Below are 21,914 nucleotides of genomic sequence, written 5' to 3'. Positions count from 1 at the left end.
AGCTAAAAAAGGTACTTTTAGGATTGTTCCAGGAGTTCAAATTCGTTTTTATGGAATCTTATAGTACCGTCATCTGCCATTTTTGAAAGAACCGCAGACATGGCACTGCGGTCAACTGCCAGAAAATCAGCAAGTTCCTGGCGGTTGAAAGGAATACGGAAGTGGTTGCCTTTTGCAATCTGTGCTTGGAGCGAAAGATATGCTAAGAGCTTGGCTTTGATTGTCTTTTTTGAAGTACATTCAATTTTTTGCGTCAACAGGATGTTTTTTCTTGCGATGATTGTCATCATGTTCTGAATCAACTTGGTATGAAAAGTACAGGCATGCCTGCAGGATGACAGCAGTCGGCTGCTGTTGATGAAAAGAATAATACTTTCTTCTGTTGCCCAAGCTGTTACAGGGATCTCTGGAATTCCGGCAAATGCAAATGATTCAGCAAAGATATTTCCTGTATCGAATTGTGCCAGGATGCTTTTGTTGCCATAGTAATCTTCCTGAAAGATCTGTACCTGTCCCGAGAGTACCAGGCCGAACTGTTCGATGTGTTTGCCGCAGAGCAGTACTGTGGTATTTTTTTCAAAGCGGACTGAAACTGTGTCCAGACATTGTAGTAGCATCCTTAATTCTTTTTCCTGTATTCCCTTGAAAAGCTCGCAGGACATCAGGATAGGTCTGTATGCAGAAAAAAAATCCATAATTTTTCCTTAAATGTTGTAATTACAACGGACTTGCTAACTCAACCGTAGTACATTGATGCCGTAACGTCAACAACAGAACAGGAGATAAACGACATGCTACGTAAAATTATCAGTATTGATGAAGAAAAATGTACTGGTTGCGGACTTTGTGCTGCGGCATGCCATGAAGGTGCCATAGGTATGGTACATGGCAAAGCAAGACTTTTGAGAGATGATTACTGTGATGGGTTGGGAGATTGCCTGCCGGCTTGTCCTGCCGGTGCAATCAGTTTCGAAACAAGAGAAGCTGCATCATATGATGCAGATGCCGTACGGGAACATAAACAGCAGGGATCTGCCGTGGAGTCTCTTGCCTGTGGTTGTCCTGGAACACAGTCGAAGACAATCCGGCATCTGCCGGCAACCGAATCTTTACCTGCCAAGTATGCATCAGGATCTTGTAGTCAACTTTCCCAATGGCCGGTGCAAATCAAATTGGCTCCGGTACATGCTCCGTATTTCAGAAATGCAAATTTGCTTGTTGCTGCAGATTGTACGGCATATGCATATGGCAATTTTCATGACAAATTTATCAGGAACAGGATAACGCTTATAGGTTGTCCGAAACTTGATGAGGGTGATTATACAGAAAAGCTGACACAGATCATTGCAGGCAATGAAATCAAAAGCGTTATGGTTGTACGTATGGAAGTTCCTTGCTGCGGTGGTATTGAAGCTGCTGTAAAGAAAGCGCTTCAGGCAAGTGGAAAATTTATTCCATGGCAAGTAGTTACCATATCAACGGAAGGTGACATCCTGGAATAAGGGGAGTTGTCGTAACCTGTCGGTACCATATTCAGGAAGGATGGAGCGACAGAGTTTATATTATATCGGAAATGAATTTAAGCTTTTTGTGTCTGTGCATGAATTTGTTCCGGTCGATTTACCAGGAGGTATATTATGGGAATGTTTTGTTATCAGTGTCAGGAAACAGCTGGGGGACATGGCTGCAAGGTCAGGGGTGTCTGCGGAAAAACCGAGGAAGTTGCAAAACTGCAGGATCTGTTGATTTATACTTTGAAAGGAATTGCAGATATGGTTGTCAAGGGAAATCTGAAGGTTGATCTTCTTGATACGCTTAACCATGAAGTGCTTAACAGTCTGTTTGTGACAATTACCAACACGAATTTTGATCCTGATGCAATTGAGGCGCAGATCAGGAAAATGTTGGGATTAAGGGACAATCTGCATATATCTGTTTCTCTTGAGGGCTTGCATGATGCTGCTACATTTACCGTTGCCACACGTCAGGATATGCTTGCAAAAGCGACTGTCTGTGGTATTCTTGCAACCCAAGATGAAGATATCCGTTCTCTCCGTGAGATGATTACGTATGGTCTCAAAGGTTTGGCTGCATATGCAGAACATGCAGAAAACCTTGGTAAGGAAGATGATTCTTTATATGCATTTGTTTACAAGGCACTTGAAGCTACGCTTGACGATACGCTTTCTGCAGATGACTTGGTTGCTCTGACTCTTGAGACCGGCACATATGGTGTCAAAGGTATGGCATTGCTTGATGAAGCAAATACATCTGCTTTTGGTAACCCGCAGATAACGGCAGTTGATATCGGGGTAAGAAAAAACCCTGCAATTCTTATTTCAGGACATGATTTGGCAGATCTTCAGCAACTTTTGGAACAGACAGAGGGGACAGGTGTCGATGTATACACGCATGGAGAAATGCTCCCGGCCCATTACTATCCGGCATTCAAGAAATACGATAATTTTGCAGGTAACTATGGCAATGCCTGGTGGAAACAGACTACAGAGTTTGAAACATTCCATGGACCGATTCTTTTTACTACGAACTGTATCGTACCACCGAAAAGTGAAGAAGTCCGCAACCGGATTTTTACCACAGGTTCTTCTGGTTTTCCTGGTTGCTCACATATAGTACCGGATACCAGCGGCAAAAAGGATTTTTCTGAGATCATTGCACTTGCAAAGACACTTCCTGCGCCGGAAGAAATAGAACATGGTACTATTGTCGGTGGTTTTGCACATGATCAGGTCTTTGCTTTGGCAGATAAAATTGTCGATGCGGTAAAATCCGGAGCAATCAAGAAGTTTATCGTCATGGCGGGCTGTGACGGACGGATGAAATCCCGAGAATACTATACAACATTTGCAGAGAAACTGCCTCATGATACCGTTATCCTTACTGCCGGATGTGCAAAGTATCGATACAACAAGCTGAATCTCGGAGATATCAGAGGTATCCCGCGGGTTTTGGATGCAGGGCAATGCAACGATTCCTATTCGTTGGTTGTCATTGCTCTCAAGCTAAAGGAAATCTTTGGACTTGACGATGTGAACGAACTGCCGATTGCGTACAATATTGCATGGTATGAGCAGAAGGCTGTCATCGTGTTGCTTGCCTTGCTGTCCCTTGGTATAAAGCATATTCATCTTGGTCCGACTCTTCCTGGTTTCCTGTCGCCGAATGTGGTAAAAGTGCTTGTTGAAAAATTCGGTATTTCAGGTATCGGTTCTGCCGATGATGATATTGCACTGATGACAGAATAGCAGCAATCTGCATAAGGGAATCAATTATGGAAGAAAACTGGATAAACTTCATTGCATCCGATTCGCATGTGTTCAAAGCTTGAGCAAAAGGATTCCAAGTTGCTTTGAAGTATGATAAAAAATACCAGCATAACCTGCTGTAGGTTATGCTGGATCCTTACTGTCATAATCAAGAGACAAGCTTGCCTTTATCTATCTGAATAGGCACTGGCTGCTTTGAGGAATCCATGGAAACAAGGGTTTGCCTTTGTCGGACGGCTCTTGAATTCCGGATGGAACTGGACTCCCAGATAGAATGGATGGTCCTTCAATTCAATTGATTCAACCAAACGGTCGTCCGGGCTGGTTCCGCCTATGATAAGTCCTGCCTTGACAAGGTCTTCCCTGAATATGTTGTTGAATTCATATCTATGTCTATGCCTTTCATGGATAAGTTCCTCATCGCTGTATGTGGCCCTGAGCAACGTTCCCGGCCTGGTTTTGCACGGATAGGAACCTAAGCGCATGGTGCCGCCCTTTTTGTCAATACCGACTTGGTCCGGCATAAGATCAATGACAGGATGCTTTGTCTTTTTGTCAAATTCACTGGAGTTTGCATCTTCCCATCCTAGCTTTTCACGGGCAAAACCCATGACGGCAATCTGCATTCCAAGACAGATGCCAAGGTAAGGAATCTTGCTATACATTGCATAGATTGCAGCTTCAATCATACCTTCGATACCTCGGTCTCCGAAGCCACCTGGAACAAGGATACCATCCACACCCTCAAGGATCTGTGAAACATTTTCCCTTGTTACCTGCTCGGAATCTACCCATCGTATCTTGACTTGGCATCCGTTTTCCCATCCGCCATGCTTGAGAGCTTCCATTACGGAAAGGTAAGCGTCATGCAACTGGGTATATTTGCCTACCAAGGCGATTTCGACTTTTTTCGTAGCCAGAGCTATCCTGTTGAGCATGTTGTTCCAGTTGTCAAGATTACATGGCCTTGTGTCGAGGTTAAGTTCCCTGCACACGATATCGTCAAGATGTTCATTATGCAGCATTACCGGTGCCTGATAAAGTATCGGCAATGTCCTGTTTTCAATGACACAGTCACGCTTGACATTGCAGAACAGGGCAATCTTATCCTTGATGGAATTCTCAAGCGGTTCATCACATCGGCAGACGATGATATCCGGGAAAATTCCAGAAGACATCAGTTCCTTTACGGAGTGCTGGGTAGGTTTGCTTTTGTGTTCGTTGCTTCCCTTGATATAAGGTACGAGGGTAACATGGATAAACAGGCAATTATGTGGTCCTACTTCATGGCTTACCTGTCTGATAGCCTCTAAAAAAGGCTGACTCTCAATGTCACCGGTAGTTCCGCCGATTTCAGTGATGATGACGTCAGCCTGTGTCTTTTCTTCAATGGAGAAAATGAAACGTTTGATCTCATTGGTCACGTGTGGAATAATCTGGACCGTAGATCCAAGGTATTCTCCGTTTCGCTCCTTTTCCAAGACGTTGTAGTAGCATCTTCCGCTGGTCAGGTTGGAGAATTTGTTGAGGTCTACGTCGATGAATCTCTCATAGTGTCCCAGATCCAGGTCGGTTTCAGCCCCATCCTCCGTGACGTATACTTCACCATGTTGGTAAGGACTCATCGTACCAGGATCGACATTCATGTAGGGGTCAAGTTTCTGTGCAGCGACCTTCAGCCCTCTGTTCTTCAACAATCGACCTAGGGATGCGGCAGTAATACCCTTTCCTAGTCCGGATACAACACCACCGGTTACGAAGATATGTTTGGTCATTCTTTCCTCCGAAAAGATTTGTTAATGCTGGTATGTCTTGAGAATTGCTTTTGCAATCTCACTCTTGTTCCTTCGCTGGTCCATCGCCATTTTTTCTACATAGTGATGGGCTCTTTCTTCATCCAATCCGAGGTATTGTACTAGGGTGCACTTGGCTTTGTCCACTAGTTTTATCTCTTCTAGCTTGTTTCTAAGCTTTGAATTTTCTTTTTTCATGCCAGCTAGACGCTGTCTTAGGGTCGCGGCTAGCGTAATACTCTGGAAGAAGATCGACTTGATGATCGGTTTTCCGATCACCAGCACCCCGCCTTGCTGGACTTTCTGCATGACGGGAGGAACTTGGTTTTCTTCGATGATCAGAAGAACGGAGGAAAGTGTCTGTTCTGTCACCGTGAGAGCAAAGTCAATGCCTGATTCATCGGGAAGCGGTGCATTGATCAACACGAGATCGAAATCTACCTCCTGTATGGCTCTTCTCGCTTCGTTACAGGAAAAACATGAAGACATATCAGCATGGACACCGCTTTCCTGAAGCAATGTCCTGAAGGTCATCTGTCCTTTTCCTGTCGGACTTACGATTAAGATCCTGCTTAGGTCAACCATGCTTGCTCTTTCATTACACCTACAGATAAGGGAAGAGCAGTTGCCTGCCCTTTCCGTAGACATCATCGCTTTCGTTTGCAAGACGGACTTCCTGCCTTGCCTCATTCAGATATGATTCCAGCAGAGGTGCCGGAATAGTCTTCCGTACAAATACACTTTCTTCGGCAAGACTGATTGCTTCGGAAAGGCTGGTAGGAAGACAAGGACCGTCAAATCCGTCGAATGCATTGATATTTGTCGGTTTCCCCGGATCAAGTTTTTTATCAATGCCTTCACACGCAGCTCTGCAAAGCAGTGTGTAGAGCAGGTAAGGATTTGCCGAAGCGTCGGCTGTTCTGACTTCAATCCTTGCATAAGGGCCTTCGGAACGTGGGATCCTTATTGCAAGGGACCTGTTGCCATATCCCCAGCCGATACCTTTCGGTGCTTCGAAACTTCCAAGCCGTTCATAGGAATTGACATGCGGGGAACTGAAGGCAGCAATTTCCCTCAGGTGGCTGAGAATCCCTGCAATCATGTGACGACGTAACTCGACGCTGTCGTTTTCCCCTTCTTTGCTTACTGAGATATTGACATGCATGCCGCTGCCGCTTCTGCCCGCAAGAGGTTTCGGCAGGAAGGATGCATGTAGTCCGTTTCGGCTTGCACTGGCTCTGACAACGCTTTTGAATGTAATCATATTGTCAGCAGCATTGAGCAGTCCGCTGTAAGAAAAGTCGACTTCCATCTGGCCTGGTCCGCTTTCGTGATGAGAACGTTCCGTATGAAAGCCCATTTCCTGTAAAGTCAGGCAGATTTCTCTTCTGATGTTTTCTCCCTTGTCAATCGGGGCTACATCGAAGTAGCCGCCATGGTCAAGAGGAATATCGGTCGGTTCCCCTTCCTGGTCAAGTTTGAACAGATAGAACTCACATTCACTTCCGATGGAAAAAGTATATCCCTTCAGTGCAGATTCACTGATGAATTGCTTGGTCAGGGTATGTCCGTCTTTCTCATATGGCTTGCCATCTGTATGCTTGATGTCGCAGTACAGTTGCATGACCTTGCCGCTTGAGGGTCTCCAGGGCAATACCTGCAGGCTGTCAGCATCAGGGAAAAGCAACAGGTCGCTGTCTTCTACGCTTCCGAAACCTCGGATGGCGGAAGAATCAAAGGAAACTCCATCGGTAAAGGCCCTTGCAAGCTCTTCACTGCTGATCGAGACATTCTTCAGGTTTCCCTGTATATCACAGAAAGCAAGCCTGACGAACTTGACGTCCTGTTCGTCGATGAATTGGGTAATTTGATTCTGTATTGAAGACATTGCTGCTCCCCTTTGGTCAGATTGCGGTATACAACTGCTTGTACGGTGAAGTAGAATTCGGTGTAAGCTTATAGTATTTTGCATCCAACAGTTGCTGTTTGTCAAATGAGAAGGTCGTACAGAACAATTCAAGGTAAGCATCGATGGATTCCAAGTCTTCTTTCGTGGCTATTTCTGCCTTGATCTGTGGGGGAAGATCCTTGGGTAATTCATCGGTACGGAGGAAGATTTGTCCTCCATGCATACCAGTTCCGCAGAAGTTCCCTACCGGACATTTCCCGTGTTGTCTCATTCCCAGAACGATGATGGTTCCGCCGGCAAGATATTCTCCAAGGAAAGAACCGGCTTTGTCACCGATGATGATCACAGGCTGCTTTTCCTTGTAAGCTTTCATGTGGATGCCGATACGGTAACCAGCGCTTTCCTTGATAAGGATGGCACCTCCTCTCATGGCATAGCCTGCAGTATCTCCGCAGTTGCCGCACACGGTGATCATGCCGTCATTCATCGTGTCACCGATGGCATCCTGGCAATCATTGTTGACGATGATCTGGCTACCGCTGTTCATGCAGGCACCCAAAGCATTGCCCGGTACTCCATAGATGGAAAGTGTCTTGTCTTTCATGCCAGCTCCGATAAAACGCTGGCCTTGTACATCATTGAGCTCAATGGAGGAATTCGTACTTTCCCGTACAAGGTCATTGAGCTCCTTGAAGTTCATATGCCCTACGGTGATGTTTTGCTTTTTCATCTTTTTTCTCCTAGCATGCTCACCCTGTCTTTCTTTGCAAAAGCCATGAGCCTTGGCTGCTGGGCAATCTGTTCGAAGTCAAGGGAAGAGAGAGGAATCTGTTTCCTGATGAGGTTTGTATAGATACCTGCACGAAGTACGGTATCTCCGATGAGTATCATGCCGACAAGGTGGTCATCCTTGGTAAAGAGCACCTTGTACCCGTCTTTCGTAGAAAGGTCGAGCTGGTCACCTATGTAACTTCCTGCTGTAATGATATGTAGACCGAAGAAACCGATGGCATTGGCAGCAATGGCATGGTCATAGCGTAGCGTACCGCCGCTCATCTGGTTCCCTGCAACCTCACCCTGCATGTTTGCATTTGGGAAGAGCGCAAGTATCTTGTCACTGTCACTGGTGATGTCATGGGAAGTAGTGCAGTCTCCTGCTGCATAGATATCTTCGATGCTGGTCTTGCAGCAGTCGTCGGTAACGATACCTCTGTTCACGGTACCGCCTATGTCTGCCACCAGAGCTGTGTTGGGCCTGACCCCGACGGCAAGTACGAGCAGGTCGAAAGTAAGCTTTGTCCCGCTTTTCAGCGTAGCTGTTTTCTTTGTGAAGGAAGCGACCGAATCTTTCAGGAAGAACCTGATGCCTTTCCCTTCCAGATAATCCTGTACACGTGCAGCTGCCTTGTCATCGAGGATAGAAGGAAGTATCCGCGGGGCAAGGTCGACGACATCGATGCTCTTTACCTTGGCAAGGATGCCTTCGCAACATTTCAGGCCGATCAATCCAGCTCCGACAACCAATACCTTTGCTTCTGGATCAAGTTCCTTTTCCAATGACTTTGCATCGTCAATTGTCATGAAACTGAATTTTTTCTCAACTTTGTCCAAGCCTTCCATCGGAGGTACGAACGGACGGGAGCCTGTGGAAACCAACAGCTTGTCATAGGGAAGTCTCGTACCGTCATCAAGGATTACCTGTTTCTTTGCTTTGTCAATGCTGGTAGCTTCCTTGCCGAGTATGAGCTTTGCCTTCATTTTTTTATAAAAGGATGCATCCCTGTAGGGCATTTTTTCAAAGGTCGTCTTACCCAGCAGTGCATAGGAAATGAGCGGGCGGCAGTAAGGTGCATAGGGCTCTTTTCCTATGACGGTAATGCTGCCTTCCTTGTCATTTTTCCGTATTGCTTCGATTGCCGAAGCGGCTGCAATCGAAGCTCCTATGATCAGATACTTGTTCATGTTATCGCTCCTCATAGATAATTGCCTGGTTCGGGCAGTGGGCGGCACAGTAAGGTGCCGTACCCCGTGGTGTACACAGTTCGCATTTCTGCATGATGCCTTCGTCTTCATTCGGCATCAGCACGCCATAAGGGCAGGCCATGATACAGGTATAGCAGTCAACGCATTTGCTCTTGTCTATCTTGATGACCCCGTCTTCGATGCTCAGTGCACCGGAAATACAGGATTTGACGCAGATGGGATCTTCACAGTGCCTGCAGCTGACTGCAAAATTGATCTTGTCACCTTCTTCAACTTGGATCATCGGTTTGATGGTCTTGTTCTTCAAGGCTGCAACCATGTTGTCTTTGCCGCTGTTGCTGAACGCACACCAATACTCACATAGATGACAAGCAAGGCACCAGTCTTCTTCAACATATACTCTTTTCATAGTTCTACTCTCCTGCGTGCTTGACCCCAAGGATCTCAAGCTCTTTTTCTGTGAGTCCCACACCTCTGAGCATGAGGCGGTTTCCTCTCAGGGCTTCTATGGAGTTGATACCCATGCCTCCCATCATTTCCTTGATCTCATGTGTCCATGCGGTAACAAGGTTGACCAGATGCTCACTGCCTATTGCCGGATTGAGTCTTTTTACCAGTTCCGGTACCTGGGTAGCTATGCCCCAGTTACATTTTCCCAGATGGCAGGTCCTGCACAGATGACACCCGAGGGCAATGAGTGCACTGGTTGCGATATAGCAGGCATCGGCTCCCAAAGCGATAGCCTTTATGACATCGGCAGAGGAACGTATCGATCCTCCTACGACCAAACTTACCTGATTCCTGATACCTTCTTCCCTCAGCCTTCTGTCGACTGAAGCCAATGCCAGTTCGATTGGGATACCGACATTGTCCCTGATTCTTGCCGGAGCAGCTCCTGTGCCGCCTCTGAATCCGTCGATGGCAATGATATCGGCTCCGCAACGTGCAATACCACTTGCAATAGCTCCGACGTTATGTACGGCAGCAATCTTGACGATGACGGGTTTCTTGTAGTTCGTACTTTCCTTCAGCATGTAGACCAGCTGCCTGAGATCTTCAATCGAATAGATATCATGATGTGGTGCCGGACTTATTGCATCGGTTCCCTGAGGAATCATACGGGTCTTTGAAACTGCTTCGGTAATCTTGGCTCCAGGAAGGTGTCCTCCTATGCCGGGTTTTGCACCCTGGCCCATCTTGATTTCGATGGCAGCACCTGCTTCCAGATAGTCGGAATGTACGCCGAATCTACCGGAGGCTACCTGTACGATGGTGTTTGGTCCATATACGTAGAAATCTTCATGGAGGCCACCTTCGCCTGTGTTGTAGTAGATGCCCAGTTTGGTAGCTGCCATGGCAAGGCTTTTGTGAGCATTGTAGCTGATGGACCCATAGCTCATTGCGCTGAACATGATAGGAGTTGACAGTTCAAGCTGCGGGGTTGTCTTGGTAATGATGTTGCCGTCTTTGTCATAGTGGATGGTAGCATCTTTTTTCCCAAGGAAAGTCCTTGTTTCCATCGGTTCCCTCAAGGGGTCGATGGAAGGGTTCGTGACTTGGGAGGCGTTGATGAGGAGCTTGTCCCAATACACAGGATATTCCTTCGGAGTTCCCATTGACCCCAACAGGACGCCGCCGGTGGTTGCCTGGCGGTAGATATCCGTAATGTCACTTGTATGCCAGTTTGCATTTTCCTTGAAACAATTGTTTGTCTTGACAATTTTCAATGCGTTTGTGGGGCAAAGGGTAACACATCGCTGACAGTCAACGCATTTTGAGTCATCGCTGACCATCCGGTCAAGGTCAGCATTGTAATGGTGCACTTCATTGGCACATTGTCTTTCACAGACACGGCAGGTAATGCACCTGTCCATGTTCCTTACTACTTCATATTCCGGCTGGAGAAAGTTTATTGACATTGCTGGTATGCCTCCTTGTCCAAGGTGACGATAAAGGGTTCACCCCCTTTTGGGTAGGTAATGGAATCGAGCTGTGGAGAAAGCACGCGTATGGCGGCTTCTTCGCTAGCCATGTAGACCATGTCGTCTTTTGTTCCGACGACCAGAGATCTTAGCTTCAGACGGTCATTCAGAGCCATGAGTCCTCCAGTAAAACCAACGATGATAGAGAATGGTCCTGTAATGAGCATGCTGGCGAAGTTGTCTCGAAGATAGGTATATTCAGCTTTGTCCTTCTCATTCATTCGGTCAATGGTGCTCCAGAAAGGAGCTGCAAGGATATGGGCTACTTTCTCATAGCCGAGTCCCTGTTTCCGATGCAGGTAATCGATCATATACGTAATGACTTCGGTGTCTGTGAGCAATGTGCACCGATAACCGAACATTTCTATGAAACGACGGTTTGCGTCATAGCTGGAAATCTCTCCGTTATGGACGACACTGCAGTCAAGCAGGGAAAAAGGATGAGCTCCGCCCCACCAGCCAGGAGTATTGGTCGGATAGCGTCCGTGTACGGTCCAGCTATAGCCTGCATACTCTTCCAGGCGGTAGAATCGTCCAACATCTTCAGGGAATCCCTGGGCTTTGAATACGCCCATGTTTTTCCCGGAGGAGAAGATGCACGCTCCCTTGATCGTAGTGTTTACCTTGATGACACATTGAGCAACATACTCGCTTTCAGGCAGTTGGCTCTCGGCAAGTTTTGTAGGAAGCGGAGAAAGAAAATATCTCCAGATCATCGGCTCGTTTGTAATCTGCGGAATCTTACGGGTAGGTATCTTTGAAAGGTTGATCATATCAAAATGATCTTCCAGGAACTCCTCGCATTCTTTCTTTGCTATGGTGTCATCATAGAAAAGATGGAAGGCATAGTAATCCTTATATTCAGGGTAGATGCCATAACCTGCGAAACCTCCGCCGAGACCGTTGGAACGGTCGTGCATCAAGGTGATCGACTTTATGGCTTGTTCTCCGGAAAAGCGTTTGCCTTTCTTGGAGAAGATACCGCTGATAGCGCAGCCTGAGGGTATTCTGACGTCCCCTTCTTTCGGTGCATTGAACATAAGTCAGTCTCCTATTTTTGTGCAGTGTCCAAAGAGAAAAAAAGCGTCTGCAGACGGAAAGTTCTCCATGCTGCAGACGTCCTTGTCTACTCATGAAATCGTAAGCTGAGGAGAGATTCCTTCCCCGGACAAGACACCATTGTCTTTTTGTTGAGGATAATACAGAAATTGTAACTTCTTGTCTATAACTTATCTATATAGTAGATTTTTTTGAGGAGAATAGAACATATTTGATTATTTGCCTTATTAGACACGTTTTTATCAAATTATTTGATGCAAAAGGCAAAATTGGTTATGTGAATTGATGTATTGTTTTATTTCCTATGCAAAAAAGTGTATAAAAATAAGCTTTTTTGCTCAAACTATTGCAAAAAAATACATAATCAAGGACTTTGCAGTAAGCGTGAATGGGATGTTTTTAGTAAAAATGGCTTTGATTGCTATTTTCCCAGAGGCTGAAAGGTAGATATTTTGATTTGTTGGAAAATTTCAGGCAGTATGTGTTGACAAGCATTTGTATTTTGTTGTATGAAGATTCCATCAGCAATGGCGCTGTAGTTCGGCAGGACTACGGCGCTTTTTTTAACTGGATACATTTCTGCAACGGTCAGGACGACTGATTGGCAGCGACTTCCAGCAAGGAGACAAATGTGATGGAAAAGATTACAGATTTTTTTGGTTCCATGGTTTTTGGCGATGATGTGATGCGTGAACGTCTGCCGAAGGATGTCTATAAGAAATTAAAGGAAACCATAAGGGACGGAAAGGACCTTGACCTTGATATTGCCAATGTCGTAGCACATGCGATGAAGGAATGGGCCTTGGAAAAAGGGGCTACTCATTTCACACATTGGTTCCAGCCGATGACCGGTATTACCGCAGAGAAACATGATTCATTTATCAATCCGACGGAAAACGGCAATATCACGCTGAGTTTTTCGGGCAAGGAGCTGATCAAAGGTGAACCGGATGCATCCTCTTTCCCTTCCGGTGGTCTGAGGGCTACGTTTGAAGCCCGTGGCTATACCGCATGGGACCCGACCAGCTATGCGTTCGTCAAGGAAAAGACACTTTATATTCCGACTGCTTTCTGTTCTTACAGCGGCGAGGTGCTTGACAAGAAGACTCCGTTGCTTCGTTCCATGGAAGCTATCAGTGATCAGGCGAAAAGGATTCTCAAGCTGTTTGGTCATGATGATGTGAAGCAGGTATTTACCACCGTCGGTCCTGAACAGGAATATTTCCTTATTGATCAGAAATTGTTTGAACTTCGTAAGGATCTCAAGTATACCGGTAGGACCCTGCTCGGTGCCCGTCCTCCAAAAGGCCAGGAACTTGCTGATCACTATTTCGGAAGTCTTCGCCCGAGGGTCAGTGCTTTTATGCAGGATCTGGACAAGGAACTTTGGAAACTTGGTATCTTTGCAAAGACCAAGCACAATGAAGTATCTCCTGCCCAGCATGAGTTGGCTCCGGTCTTTACGACGACCAATGTTGCCTGTGACCATAACCAGCTGACCATGGAAATGATGAAGAAGATTGCTGAAAAACATGGTTTGGCCTGCCTGTTGCAAGAAAAGCCCTTCGCCGGTGTCAATGGTTCCGGCAAGCATAACAACTGGTCCATTTCGACTGATACCGGCATAAATCTGCTGGAGCCTGGTGCATCACCGAAAGACAATGCACAGTTCCTGCTTTTCCTTGTTGCTGTGATCAAGGCTGTAGATGAATATCAGGATTTGCTGAGAGCAAGCGTTGCTTCACCTGGCAACGATCACCGTCTGGGAGCAAACGAGGCACCTCCTGCCATCGTTTCAATGTTCCTTGGAGACGAGTTGACTGACATCCTTGAGGCTATCGGCAATGGCCGTGTAGCTGATGGAGTCGAAAAGCAGAATATGATCCTTGGCGTCCATGTACTTCCTGATTTCCCGAAGGATACGACGGACAGGAACAGAACTTCTCCGTTTGCCTTTACTGGCAACAAGTTTGAGTTCAGGATGCTTGGTAGTGCTGCTTCAATTTCCGGTCCGAATACCATTCTCAATACTGCGGTTGCTCAGATCTTGGGTGAGTTTGCCGATGTGCTTGAAGATGCCGATGACTTTACGCAGACATTGCGGAAGTTGGTAAAGGATACATATAATGCACACAAGCATATTGTTTTCAATGGCAATAACTACAGTCCTGAATGGATTGGCGAGGCAAAGAAACGTGGTTTGCTGAATCTTACTTCTGCCGTTGATGCTTACCCTGTGTATCTTTCTGACAAGAACGTCAAGTTGTTTGAGCAGGAAAAGGTGCTGAGCAGATGTGAGCTTGCCAGCAGGGTAGAGATTCTCTTTGACCAGTATGCAAAGACAATCAACATTGAGGCTTTGACCTTGATTGATATGGTAAGCAAACAGGTCATACCGGCCTGTAACGGATATCTTTCTGCTGTATCTTCTGAAATCAGTGCAGCAAAGACAGCAGTTCCCAGCTTGACGATGAAGTCCCAGACTGAACTGGTTACCAAGCTTTCTTCTCTGATTGACAGCATGTCTCTCAGACTTGAAGAACTTGACGCAGCTGTGCTTGCATCCCATGATTTTGAAGGTTCAAAGGAATGCGCAGTGTATTTCCACGATACAGTACTTCCTCTGATGAGTGAGGTGCGGGTCAGTGCCGATGAACTTGAGCTGATGGTTGACAGTAAGTTCTGGCCGTTCCCGGTGTATGGTGAAATGCTGTATTCTGTATAACAATGGGCGTTTGATCGAGCGCTGATTCGATTCTCTCAAAATATTTATTCAGTTCCAAATGGCTCCCAGGTATACTTGGGAGCCATTTCTTCTTGCCAATTGTTTTTGTTTGCTTCTTTGGTAAAGAGAATCATATTGTATTTTCTACCATAGGTCCGTCACAACATTGAGAAAGTACACCTGAGATGCTGATGGTTGCCTTCAGGTTTCCATAGATGGACCACATGTGCATGAAGATGTAAAATGGTAGATACAAATCCAGGAAACGATGCAGGGGTATCAAAACATGTTCCGGTCATGTGCAAGGAGGAATATCCTTTGGGTAAACAGGGAGACATAATCATTCGCCGGGCTGTGAAAGAGGATGCCCGGGCCTTGCTGGATTATCTGAAAATTGTTGGCGGTGAAACTGAAAATCTGGCAATGGATGGCCGGGGAATAGGCGATGACGTAGAAGCGGAGCAGACTTTTCTTGAGGCAAAGCATGAGACTATGAATTCCATACAGTTGCTTGCCATCGATGGAGAACGTATCGTTGGCTGCCTTAGTGTCGATACCTCATCCCGAAAAAAGATCCGACATAGGGGAGAAGTCGGTCTTTCTGTCATAAAGGACTATTGGGGCAGAGGAATCGGTACGAGCTTGCTTGGAACGATGTTGGTGTGGGCGAGGACACCTGCTGCAGGCTTACGGAAACTTGACCTGACGGTTCGGGCAGACAATAAGCGGGCAATTTCACTGTATCGGCATTTTGGTTTTGCTGAGGAAGGTCATGTGTCAAGATTATTCTATGTTGACGGACAATTCATTGATGGTATCGTCATGGGATTGCTGATTGATTGAGCTTTGTAAAATTATTTTGTCCCAAATATAAATTAAATTTCTCTAACTAATATAATTTGGCCTTGTCTTTTAGTTGCATTAGTAGTATTTTCTAAGAAAAGAGTATTCCTAGTAAAAAAGTATACTATATTGTGTTGCCGATGTACCATACCGAACACCGGCAGTAAGGAGAAATATGATGACGACGACAATAAAGACGACAGGAATGATGTGTTCTAAATGTGAAGCCAGGGTTACCAAGGCTTTGCTGGGGATGAATGGTATCACATCTTGTAAAGCTGATGCAAAGACAGGGAATGTTGTAGTTGAAGCGAAAGATCCGCAGACTGTAGAAGATGCAAAAAAGCTTATCTATGATATAGGCTATGAGGTTGTCTGATGGCTGAAAAGGAAATCTGTGTAGGCGGAATGGAATGTGCCGCCTGCAGTGCTGCTGTAGAACGTACGCTCAAACGGGTTGATGGCGTGCAGACTGCTTCTGTCAATCTTGCGACGGAAAAGGCTGAAGTCGTCTACGATGAGCATAAGGTTGATTCAGAAAAACTCAAGCAGGCTATCGAAAGGGCAGGCTTCTCGGTTGTAGAAGAAGACTTGACTGAGCATCTGCAGAAAAAAAGTGACAAGCTGAAGGATCGCCGGAACCGCCTGATCGTTGCAATTCTTTTTGCAGTGCTCCTTATGGTCTTTTCCATGGGATCGATGGCGACGGCGGCAATACCGCGGCTTCCCTACTTGCAGCTTGCTCTGGCACTGGCGACTATGATTGATGGTTACTACTTCTTTACGACAGGTTTCAAGCTGCTGTTCAAGCGTAATCCGAATATGGACAGCCTCGTGGCTGTTGCGACTACTGCAAGTTTCCTGTTCAGCACGTGGAATGTATTCCGCGGCGGTCCGCTTTATTTTGATGGTGTCAGCATGATCATAGCTTTGGTGATGCTTGGCAAATATTTCGAGGCTCGTTCAAAAGGAAAGACCAGCGAGGCAATCGAGACATTGATGCAGCTTGCACCAGAAACTGCAACGGTCATGCGTAACGGATATGAATCTGTCATTGCCTGCAAACGTGTCGTGGTAGGGGACAAGGTCCTTGTCAAACCTGGAGAACGGATTCCTGTAGATGGTGTGATTGATGAAGGCAGTACTTCCGTCGATGAGTCGATGCTGACAGGAGAAAGCTTGCCGGTTTCCAAAAACAAGGGTGATAAAGTCTATGCGGCTACGATCAACACAACCGGAGCCATCAGCTATACAGCTACGGAAGTCGGAGCTGATACCGCTCTTTCTGGCATCATCGAACTGGTAAAGAAAGCACAGGGTTCAAAGGCTCCTATTGCCAGGGTAGCTGACAAAGTTGCCGGGGTATTCGTACCGATCGTGATGCTGATTGCACTTGCCGTGTTCTTCATCTGGTATATTCCTACCGGTAACTTTGCACTTTCACTTGAACGTGCGGTCAGCGTATTGGTCATAGCATGTCCCTGTGCATTGGGACTTGCTACTCCCATTGCCATCATGGTGGCCAGCGGGCGTGGAGCGAAGCTCGGCATCCTGTTCAGGGAAGCTGCTGCAATTGAACAAATGGATCATGTAAAGGCTTTTGCCTTTGACAAGACAGGGACTTTGACTGAAGGCAAGCTTGAGGTGACCGATATCATCGGGAGTAGTCCTGATGAGGGACTTCGGCTTGCTGCAAGCTTGGAAGCCCAAAGTGAGCACCCTATAGCAAAGGCTATCGTAAAAAAGGCAAAGGAAAAGGGGCTTTCTCTTGCTTTTGTCGATGATTTCAAGGCTGAAGTCGGAAGCGGCATAAGGGGAATGGTCGATGGCAAGAATGTCTTGGTCGGAAATGAAAAACTTGTTCCGGTGACGGAACCTGATATACTGGCGGCATTGGAAGACCTTCGTAGCCAAGGTCGGACCATCCTGCTTGTGCAGTCTGAAGGTCGGATACTTGCCACGATCGGGGTAGCGGATACATTGCGTCCTGAATCTGCAAAGGTAATTGAAGAACTGCAGGCAGGTGGCGCCAAGTGCTACATGCTTACCGGTGATAGCGAGGGTACGGCAAAGGCAATTGCCTCGAAGATGTCCTTGGATGGTTATTATGCAGGATTGCTGCCTGGTGACAAGGAAGCGGCATTGAAGAAGATCAAGGAAGAAGTCGGCGGAGGACCTGTGGCAATGGTGGGAGATGGTATCAATGACGCTCCGGCCTTGGCTGCTGCTGATGTCGGCATAGCCGTTGCTGCGGCAAGTGATGTTGCAAAGGAAAGTGCACAGGTCGTGCTTGTGGGCGGAAAATTGGAAGAAGTTGCCAAGGCAAAGAGCCTTTCCCATGCTACCATGCGTAATGTCAAGCAGAATCTCTTCTGGGCGTTCTGTTACAATACGATAGGTATTCCGATTGCGGCAGGACTGCTGGTTCCTTTCGGAGGTATTGCCCTTACGCCGGCTTTGGCAGCTTTCTGCATGAGCCTGTCAAGTTTCTTCGTAGTGACCAATGCCCTGAGACTCAATCGGTTTTCCTGATTATGTCTTGACAGATGGTAGACATATGCGCTAGCGTAACGCAAAGAACAAAGGCGTTCTTCACCCGCATGGAGCTGGAGTGCGCCTTTTTTTTAAACTTTTAGGGAGACCGATATGTGTGGATTCGTAGGAATGTTTGACATTACTGAGGACAGCGATCAATATCGCACCCAAGTTCTCGAAATGTCCAAGAAACTGAGGCACCGGGGACCTGATTGGTCTGGTGTGTATCAGGGTAAGGATGCCATCCTCTCACATGAAAGGTTGAGTATCGTCGATCCGCTTTCGGGCAAGCAGCCACTATACAGCAAGGATGGCAAGCTTGTCCTTGCCGCCAATGGAGAAATCTATAACCATATGGAGATCAGGAAAAGGTACGAAGGTCGTTATGAATTCCTGACTCATAGTGACTGTGAGGTTATCCTTGCTCTTTATAGGGACAAGGGACCGGATTTCCTTGAAGATTTGAATGGTATATTTGCCTTTGCACTCTATGATATGGAAAAGGACTGCTATCTCATTGCCCGTGACCACATCGGTATCATTCCGCTGTATCAGGGATGGGATGTCGACGGACATTACTATGTCGCAAGTGAATTGAAGGCATTGGAAGGCATCTGTCCTTCACTGTGTGAATTCCAGCCTGGACAATATTTCTATAGCCCGGACAAGAAAACGACTACGTGGTATCACAGGGATTGGATGAGCTATGACGCTGTCAAGGACAACGGCGGGACCGCTAAGGATGTCCGTGTTGCTCTTGAATCTGCTGTCGAACGTCAGCTGATGAGCGATGTACCTTATGGCGTGTTGCTTTCAGGAGGACTTGACAGTTCCATCATTTCGGCAATTGTAGCAAAATATGCTTCTTCCAGGGTTGAATCAGGCAATACTGAGGTAGCCTGGTGGCCTAGGCTCCATAGTTTTGCAATCGGGTTGGAAGGATCTCCGGATCTCAAGGCAGCCAAAGTTGTCGCTGACTATCTTGGGACTGTTCACCATGAAGTACATTTTACGATCCAGGAAGCACTTGATGCTGTTGAGGATGTCGTCTATCACTTGGAGACCTATGATATTACGACAATCAGGGCAGCGACCCCGATGTATCTGCTTGCCCGTGTGATCAAGAGCATGGGGATCAAGATGGTCCTTTCAGGTGAGGGCAGTGATGAGCTTTTCGGGGGCTATCTGTACTTCCATAAGGCTCCCAGTGCCAAGGATTTCCACGAAGAGACAGTGAGAAAGCTCAGTAAACTGCATCTCTATGATTGCCTGAGAGCAAACAAGGCGCTTGCGGCTTGGGGTGTCGAGGGGAGGGTTCCTTTCCTTGACAAGGAGTTCATAGACGTAGCCATGCGGCTCAATCCCGAGCTCAAGATGTGCAGGGATGGCCATATGGAAAAGTGGATCCTGCGAAAAGCTTTCGAGGATATGCTTCCCAAGGAAATCGTATGGAGACAGAAAGAGCAGTTCTCTGATGGCGTAGGTTATTCATGGATTGATACACTCAAGGCTATGACTGATGAGATGATTACTGACAGACAGTTCGAAACCATAGCAAACAGATTCCCGATCAATACGCCATCAACCAAGGAAGAAGCGTATTATCGTATTCTGTTTACCAAGCATTTCAAGAGTGAGGGTGCTGCCAGCTGTGTACCGCATGAAGCTTCTGTTGCTTGTTCCACTGCAGTGGCCTTGGAATGGGATGCTGCATTCAAGAGCATGAACGAACCGAGCGGACGTGCAGTTGCCGGTGTCCATGAGGACCAGGAATAACTGCCGGCTATTGATGATTTGTAGCATGAAGACAGAGGTACCGAAAGATGGTATCTCTGTTTTTATATAAGAAGAACTTCAGGACAACAGTCTGAATATCGGCAACGGCCCGAAAAGTACCTGCTGGGATTACTTTGTAATGCAGGTACACTTATCTACAGTTTTACATTCTTCATATGATTCACAAATGACGTCTACGATTTGTACATAATTCTTCTGTATACTTTCCTTATGACTGAGATAGGATATCGGGGTCCAAGAGTTGAAGATGAATAAGAGATATATGATTTTGGTTTTGTTTATGTCTAGCCTGGCTTTTGTTGGTTGTGCAACCAATAGAAGCTGGGAGGAGAAAAATCTGACCAGGCCTGGTGCCGTAAATGGGCAGCATAAGCCGGGAGATGATCCCGGTGGTAACCATATGCCATCTCCTGATATGTTGTCTGGTAGTCCAGACATTACAGTCGGGGTAGCTGCTACGACGATAAAAAAAGACACCGCCATAGATGGAACTACCTATGTATCGATGAATGGGAACGGAAATGCCTTGAGAATTGATGGCGCTACCGTACACCTTTCTGATATCACAGTTAAAAAAACTGCTGCAAATAGCTCCACTGATACTGAGAAAGAAAATAATTCATCTGGACAGGATGCAGCCTTGCTGGCTATCGGTGGAGCTCAGACAAGTATCAGTGATGCAGCCGTTGTCTCAAATGCAGAACAAGGAGATGCAATCGTTTCTTCCGGCATGGGTACCGATATTACAATCAATGATTCCATGGTTACAACTGCCGGAAACAATTCAAGTGGCATCAAAACCATCGATGGTGGTACGATACATGCTACTGATCTTGATGTCACGACATCGGGAAACCGTTCACCTGCCGTCATGACCGGCAGGGCTGGTGGAAAGATCGTAGTCGAGGGTGGTAACTTTGTCACTTCCGGCAAAGCAAGTCCTGCCATCTATGCTGCCGGTGATATTTCTGCATCTGATACAATTTTCGTAGCAAATAGTTGCGAAGGTGCAGTCATAGAGGGTTGTAACAATGTCATCCTTGACGATTGTACACTTTCCGGGGTAATGAAAGATGCGGATGGGAACAATGCCCATGGTGTCAGGATTTGCCGAGGTTCGCTGGATATGACGAATACAGGTGAAGCATCTTTATCCGTAACCGGTGGTTCTATAGCCACAGGAACGGGAGATCTCTTCTATGTATCCGGTAGTGATGCGACCATCATGCTTGACCATGTCGGTCTTACCTCAGTCGGCGGGATGTTGCTGACCGTAACTGGCAATGACAATCTCCAGAAACAAGACGCAAACGAGACAAGTGATGGACATCTTGTGTTCGTAGCCAAGAGTGAGACTTTGTCAGGAAAGGTTGCCGTCAACGGTGGATCTTTCCTCCAGATGGAATTGTCCAAGGACAGTACCTTCAGCGGTTCCATAAACGAAACTGTAGCAAAAGGGAAAGGTAGCGTCATTGTCAAGCTTGATGACACGAGTACATGGAAGCTGACAGGTGACAGCTACATAACAACCTATGATGGAAATGTTTCACAGATTGATCTGAATGGATATATGTTGTATATCAACGGCATAGCCGTTTTAAAATAGATTACAGTACTTTCTTCTTCTGGCCCTTCTTTTTTAAAGGAGGGCCATTTCGTTATGGTTTTGCCATAGATCAGGGTATGGCTTCGGAATGAAGATATACAGAAAAATTGCTTTGCTATATTACAACTTTCCCAATCAATAGGACTATACAATAACACTTGAAATCATCCATTTCTCATACAGAACCCCTCTTTCCTGTAATTTATGGAGAGGGTTACAGTCGATTTGTCGTTTCTCTCGCGGCTTTGCTTGCGGAATGTTGGAAATTTCTCATGTCAGCATACGGTTTCTTCTTGCATATATAGTCTAATTATTGTATAATTAAGACTATACACAAGGAGGGACTGCCATGCCGATCCCAAAGGAAGTACTAGCGGTCGAGCGACCCAAGAATT

17 protein-coding genes are annotated in these 21,914 nt (G+C 46.4%); 8 read left to right on the top strand and 9 right to left on the bottom strand.

Annotation, left to right across the window (positions count from 1 at the left end; translation table 11 throughout):
• Nucleotides 1–17 precede the first annotated feature (17 nt).
• Nucleotides 18–695, bottom strand: a complete 678-nt coding sequence (locus LKE40_08430) for a Crp/Fnr family transcriptional regulator (GenBank protein MCH3917475.1) — start codon at nt 693–695, stop codon at nt 18–20.
• A gap of 96 nt (nt 696–791) precedes the next feature.
• Here LKE40_08430 and LKE40_08425 point away from each other — a divergent pair, with 96 nt between their 5' ends.
• Both LKE40_08425 and hcp read left to right on the top strand, forming a co-directional pair.
• Nucleotides 792–1,502 (top strand): 4Fe-4S binding protein, encoded by a 711-nt coding sequence (locus tag LKE40_08425; GenBank protein ID MCH3917474.1) that lies wholly within the window; start codon nt 792–794, stop codon nt 1,500–1,502.
• A gap of 135 nt (nt 1,503–1,637) precedes the next feature.
• Nucleotides 1,638–3,266, top strand: a complete 1,629-nt coding sequence (hcp, locus tag LKE40_08420; protein MCH3917473.1) for a hydroxylamine reductase — start codon at nt 1,638–1,640, stop codon at nt 3,264–3,266.
• Between the two features lie 188 nt (nt 3,267–3,454).
• Here hcp and LKE40_08415 read toward each other — a convergent pair whose 3' ends face one another.
• Genes LKE40_08415 through LKE40_08380 form a run of 8 tightly spaced genes read right to left on the bottom strand, consistent with a single transcriptional unit; the run spans nt 3,455 to nt 11,994 of the window.
• Nucleotides 3,455–5,062 (bottom strand): CTP synthase, encoded by a 1,608-nt coding sequence (locus LKE40_08415; protein ID MCH3917472.1) that lies wholly within the window; start codon nt 5,060–5,062, stop codon nt 3,455–3,457.
• 21 nt (nt 5,063–5,083) lie between these two features.
• On the bottom strand, nt 5,084–5,665 hold the full coding sequence (locus LKE40_08410) for an ANTAR domain-containing protein (GenBank protein MCH3917471.1): 582 nt from the start codon (nt 5,663–5,665) through the stop codon (nt 5,084–5,086).
• 19 nt (nt 5,666–5,684) lie between these two features.
• Nucleotides 5,685–6,968 carry a glutamine synthetase family protein gene (locus LKE40_08405; GenBank protein ID MCH3917470.1) on the bottom strand — a complete coding sequence of 428 codons (1,284 nt, stop codon included), beginning with the start codon at nt 6,966–6,968 and terminating at the stop codon, nt 5,685–5,687.
• Between the two features lie 16 nt (nt 6,969–6,984).
• Nucleotides 6,985–7,719 carry a glutamate synthase gene (locus LKE40_08400; GenBank protein ID MCH3917469.1) on the bottom strand — a complete coding sequence of 245 codons (735 nt, stop codon included), beginning with the start codon at nt 7,717–7,719 and terminating at the stop codon, nt 6,985–6,987.
• Nucleotides 7,716–8,951, bottom strand: coding sequence for an FAD-dependent oxidoreductase (locus LKE40_08395; protein ID MCH3917468.1), 1,236 nt, complete (start codon nt 8,949–8,951; stop codon nt 7,716–7,718). The genes LKE40_08400 and LKE40_08395 overlap by 4 nt, the downstream gene beginning before the upstream one ends.
• A 1-nt stretch (nt 8,952) precedes the next feature.
• Nucleotides 8,953–9,381, bottom strand: coding sequence for a 4Fe-4S binding protein (locus LKE40_08390; GenBank protein ID MCH3917467.1), 429 nt, complete (start codon nt 9,379–9,381; stop codon nt 8,953–8,955).
• A gap of 4 nt (nt 9,382–9,385) precedes the next feature.
• Nucleotides 9,386–10,891 carry a glutamate synthase-related protein gene (locus tag LKE40_08385; GenBank protein ID MCH3917466.1) on the bottom strand — a complete coding sequence of 502 codons (1,506 nt, stop codon included), beginning with the start codon at nt 10,889–10,891 and terminating at the stop codon, nt 9,386–9,388.
• The gene (locus LKE40_08380; GenBank protein MCH3917465.1) at nt 10,882–11,994 is read right to left on the bottom strand and encodes a glutamine amidotransferase family protein; all 1,113 of its coding nucleotides are present in this window, start codon (nt 11,992–11,994) and stop codon (nt 10,882–10,884) included. The genes LKE40_08385 and LKE40_08380 overlap by 10 nt, the downstream gene beginning before the upstream one ends.
• 653 nt (nt 11,995–12,647) lie before the next feature.
• Between LKE40_08380 and LKE40_08375 the strand changes: the two genes are divergently transcribed.
• From LKE40_08375 to LKE40_08350, 6 genes are all read left to right on the top strand, one after another.
• Nucleotides 12,648–14,738 (top strand): glutamine synthetase III, encoded by a 2,091-nt coding sequence (locus tag LKE40_08375; protein MCH3917464.1) that lies wholly within the window; start codon nt 12,648–12,650, stop codon nt 14,736–14,738.
• A gap of 243 nt (nt 14,739–14,981) precedes the next feature.
• The gene (locus tag LKE40_08370) at nt 14,982–15,581 is read left to right on the top strand and encodes a GNAT family N-acetyltransferase (GenBank protein MCH3917463.1); all 600 of its coding nucleotides are present in this window, start codon (nt 14,982–14,984) and stop codon (nt 15,579–15,581) included.
• Nucleotides 15,582–15,759: 178 nt separating this feature from the next.
• Nucleotides 15,760–15,960: a heavy-metal-associated domain-containing protein gene (locus tag LKE40_08365; GenBank protein MCH3917462.1), complete on the top strand. Its 201-nt coding sequence runs from the start codon at nt 15,760–15,762 to the stop codon at nt 15,958–15,960.
• Nucleotides 15,960–18,113 (top strand): heavy metal translocating P-type ATPase, encoded by a 2,154-nt coding sequence (locus LKE40_08360; GenBank protein MCH3917461.1) that lies wholly within the window; start codon nt 15,960–15,962, stop codon nt 18,111–18,113. The genes LKE40_08365 and LKE40_08360 overlap by 1 nt, the downstream gene beginning before the upstream one ends.
• Nucleotides 18,114–18,227: 114 nt before the next feature.
• The gene (gene asnB, locus LKE40_08355; protein MCH3917460.1) at nt 18,228–19,892 is read left to right on the top strand and encodes an asparagine synthase B; all 1,665 of its coding nucleotides are present in this window, start codon (nt 18,228–18,230) and stop codon (nt 19,890–19,892) included.
• A gap of 268 nt (nt 19,893–20,160) precedes the next feature.
• Nucleotides 20,161–21,519, top strand: a complete 1,359-nt coding sequence (locus LKE40_08350; GenBank protein ID MCH3917459.1) for a hypothetical protein — start codon at nt 20,161–20,163, stop codon at nt 21,517–21,519.
• Nucleotides 21,520–21,914 lie beyond the last annotated feature (395 nt).

The sequence above is a fragment of the Spirochaetia bacterium genome (genome assembly GCA_022482625.1).
GTDB lineage: Bacteria > Spirochaetota > Spirochaetia > Sphaerochaetales > Sphaerochaetaceae > Pleomorphochaeta.
The sequence above is the reverse complement of the archived record's forward strand: the minus strand, read 5'-3'. Positions and strand labels throughout refer to the sequence as shown.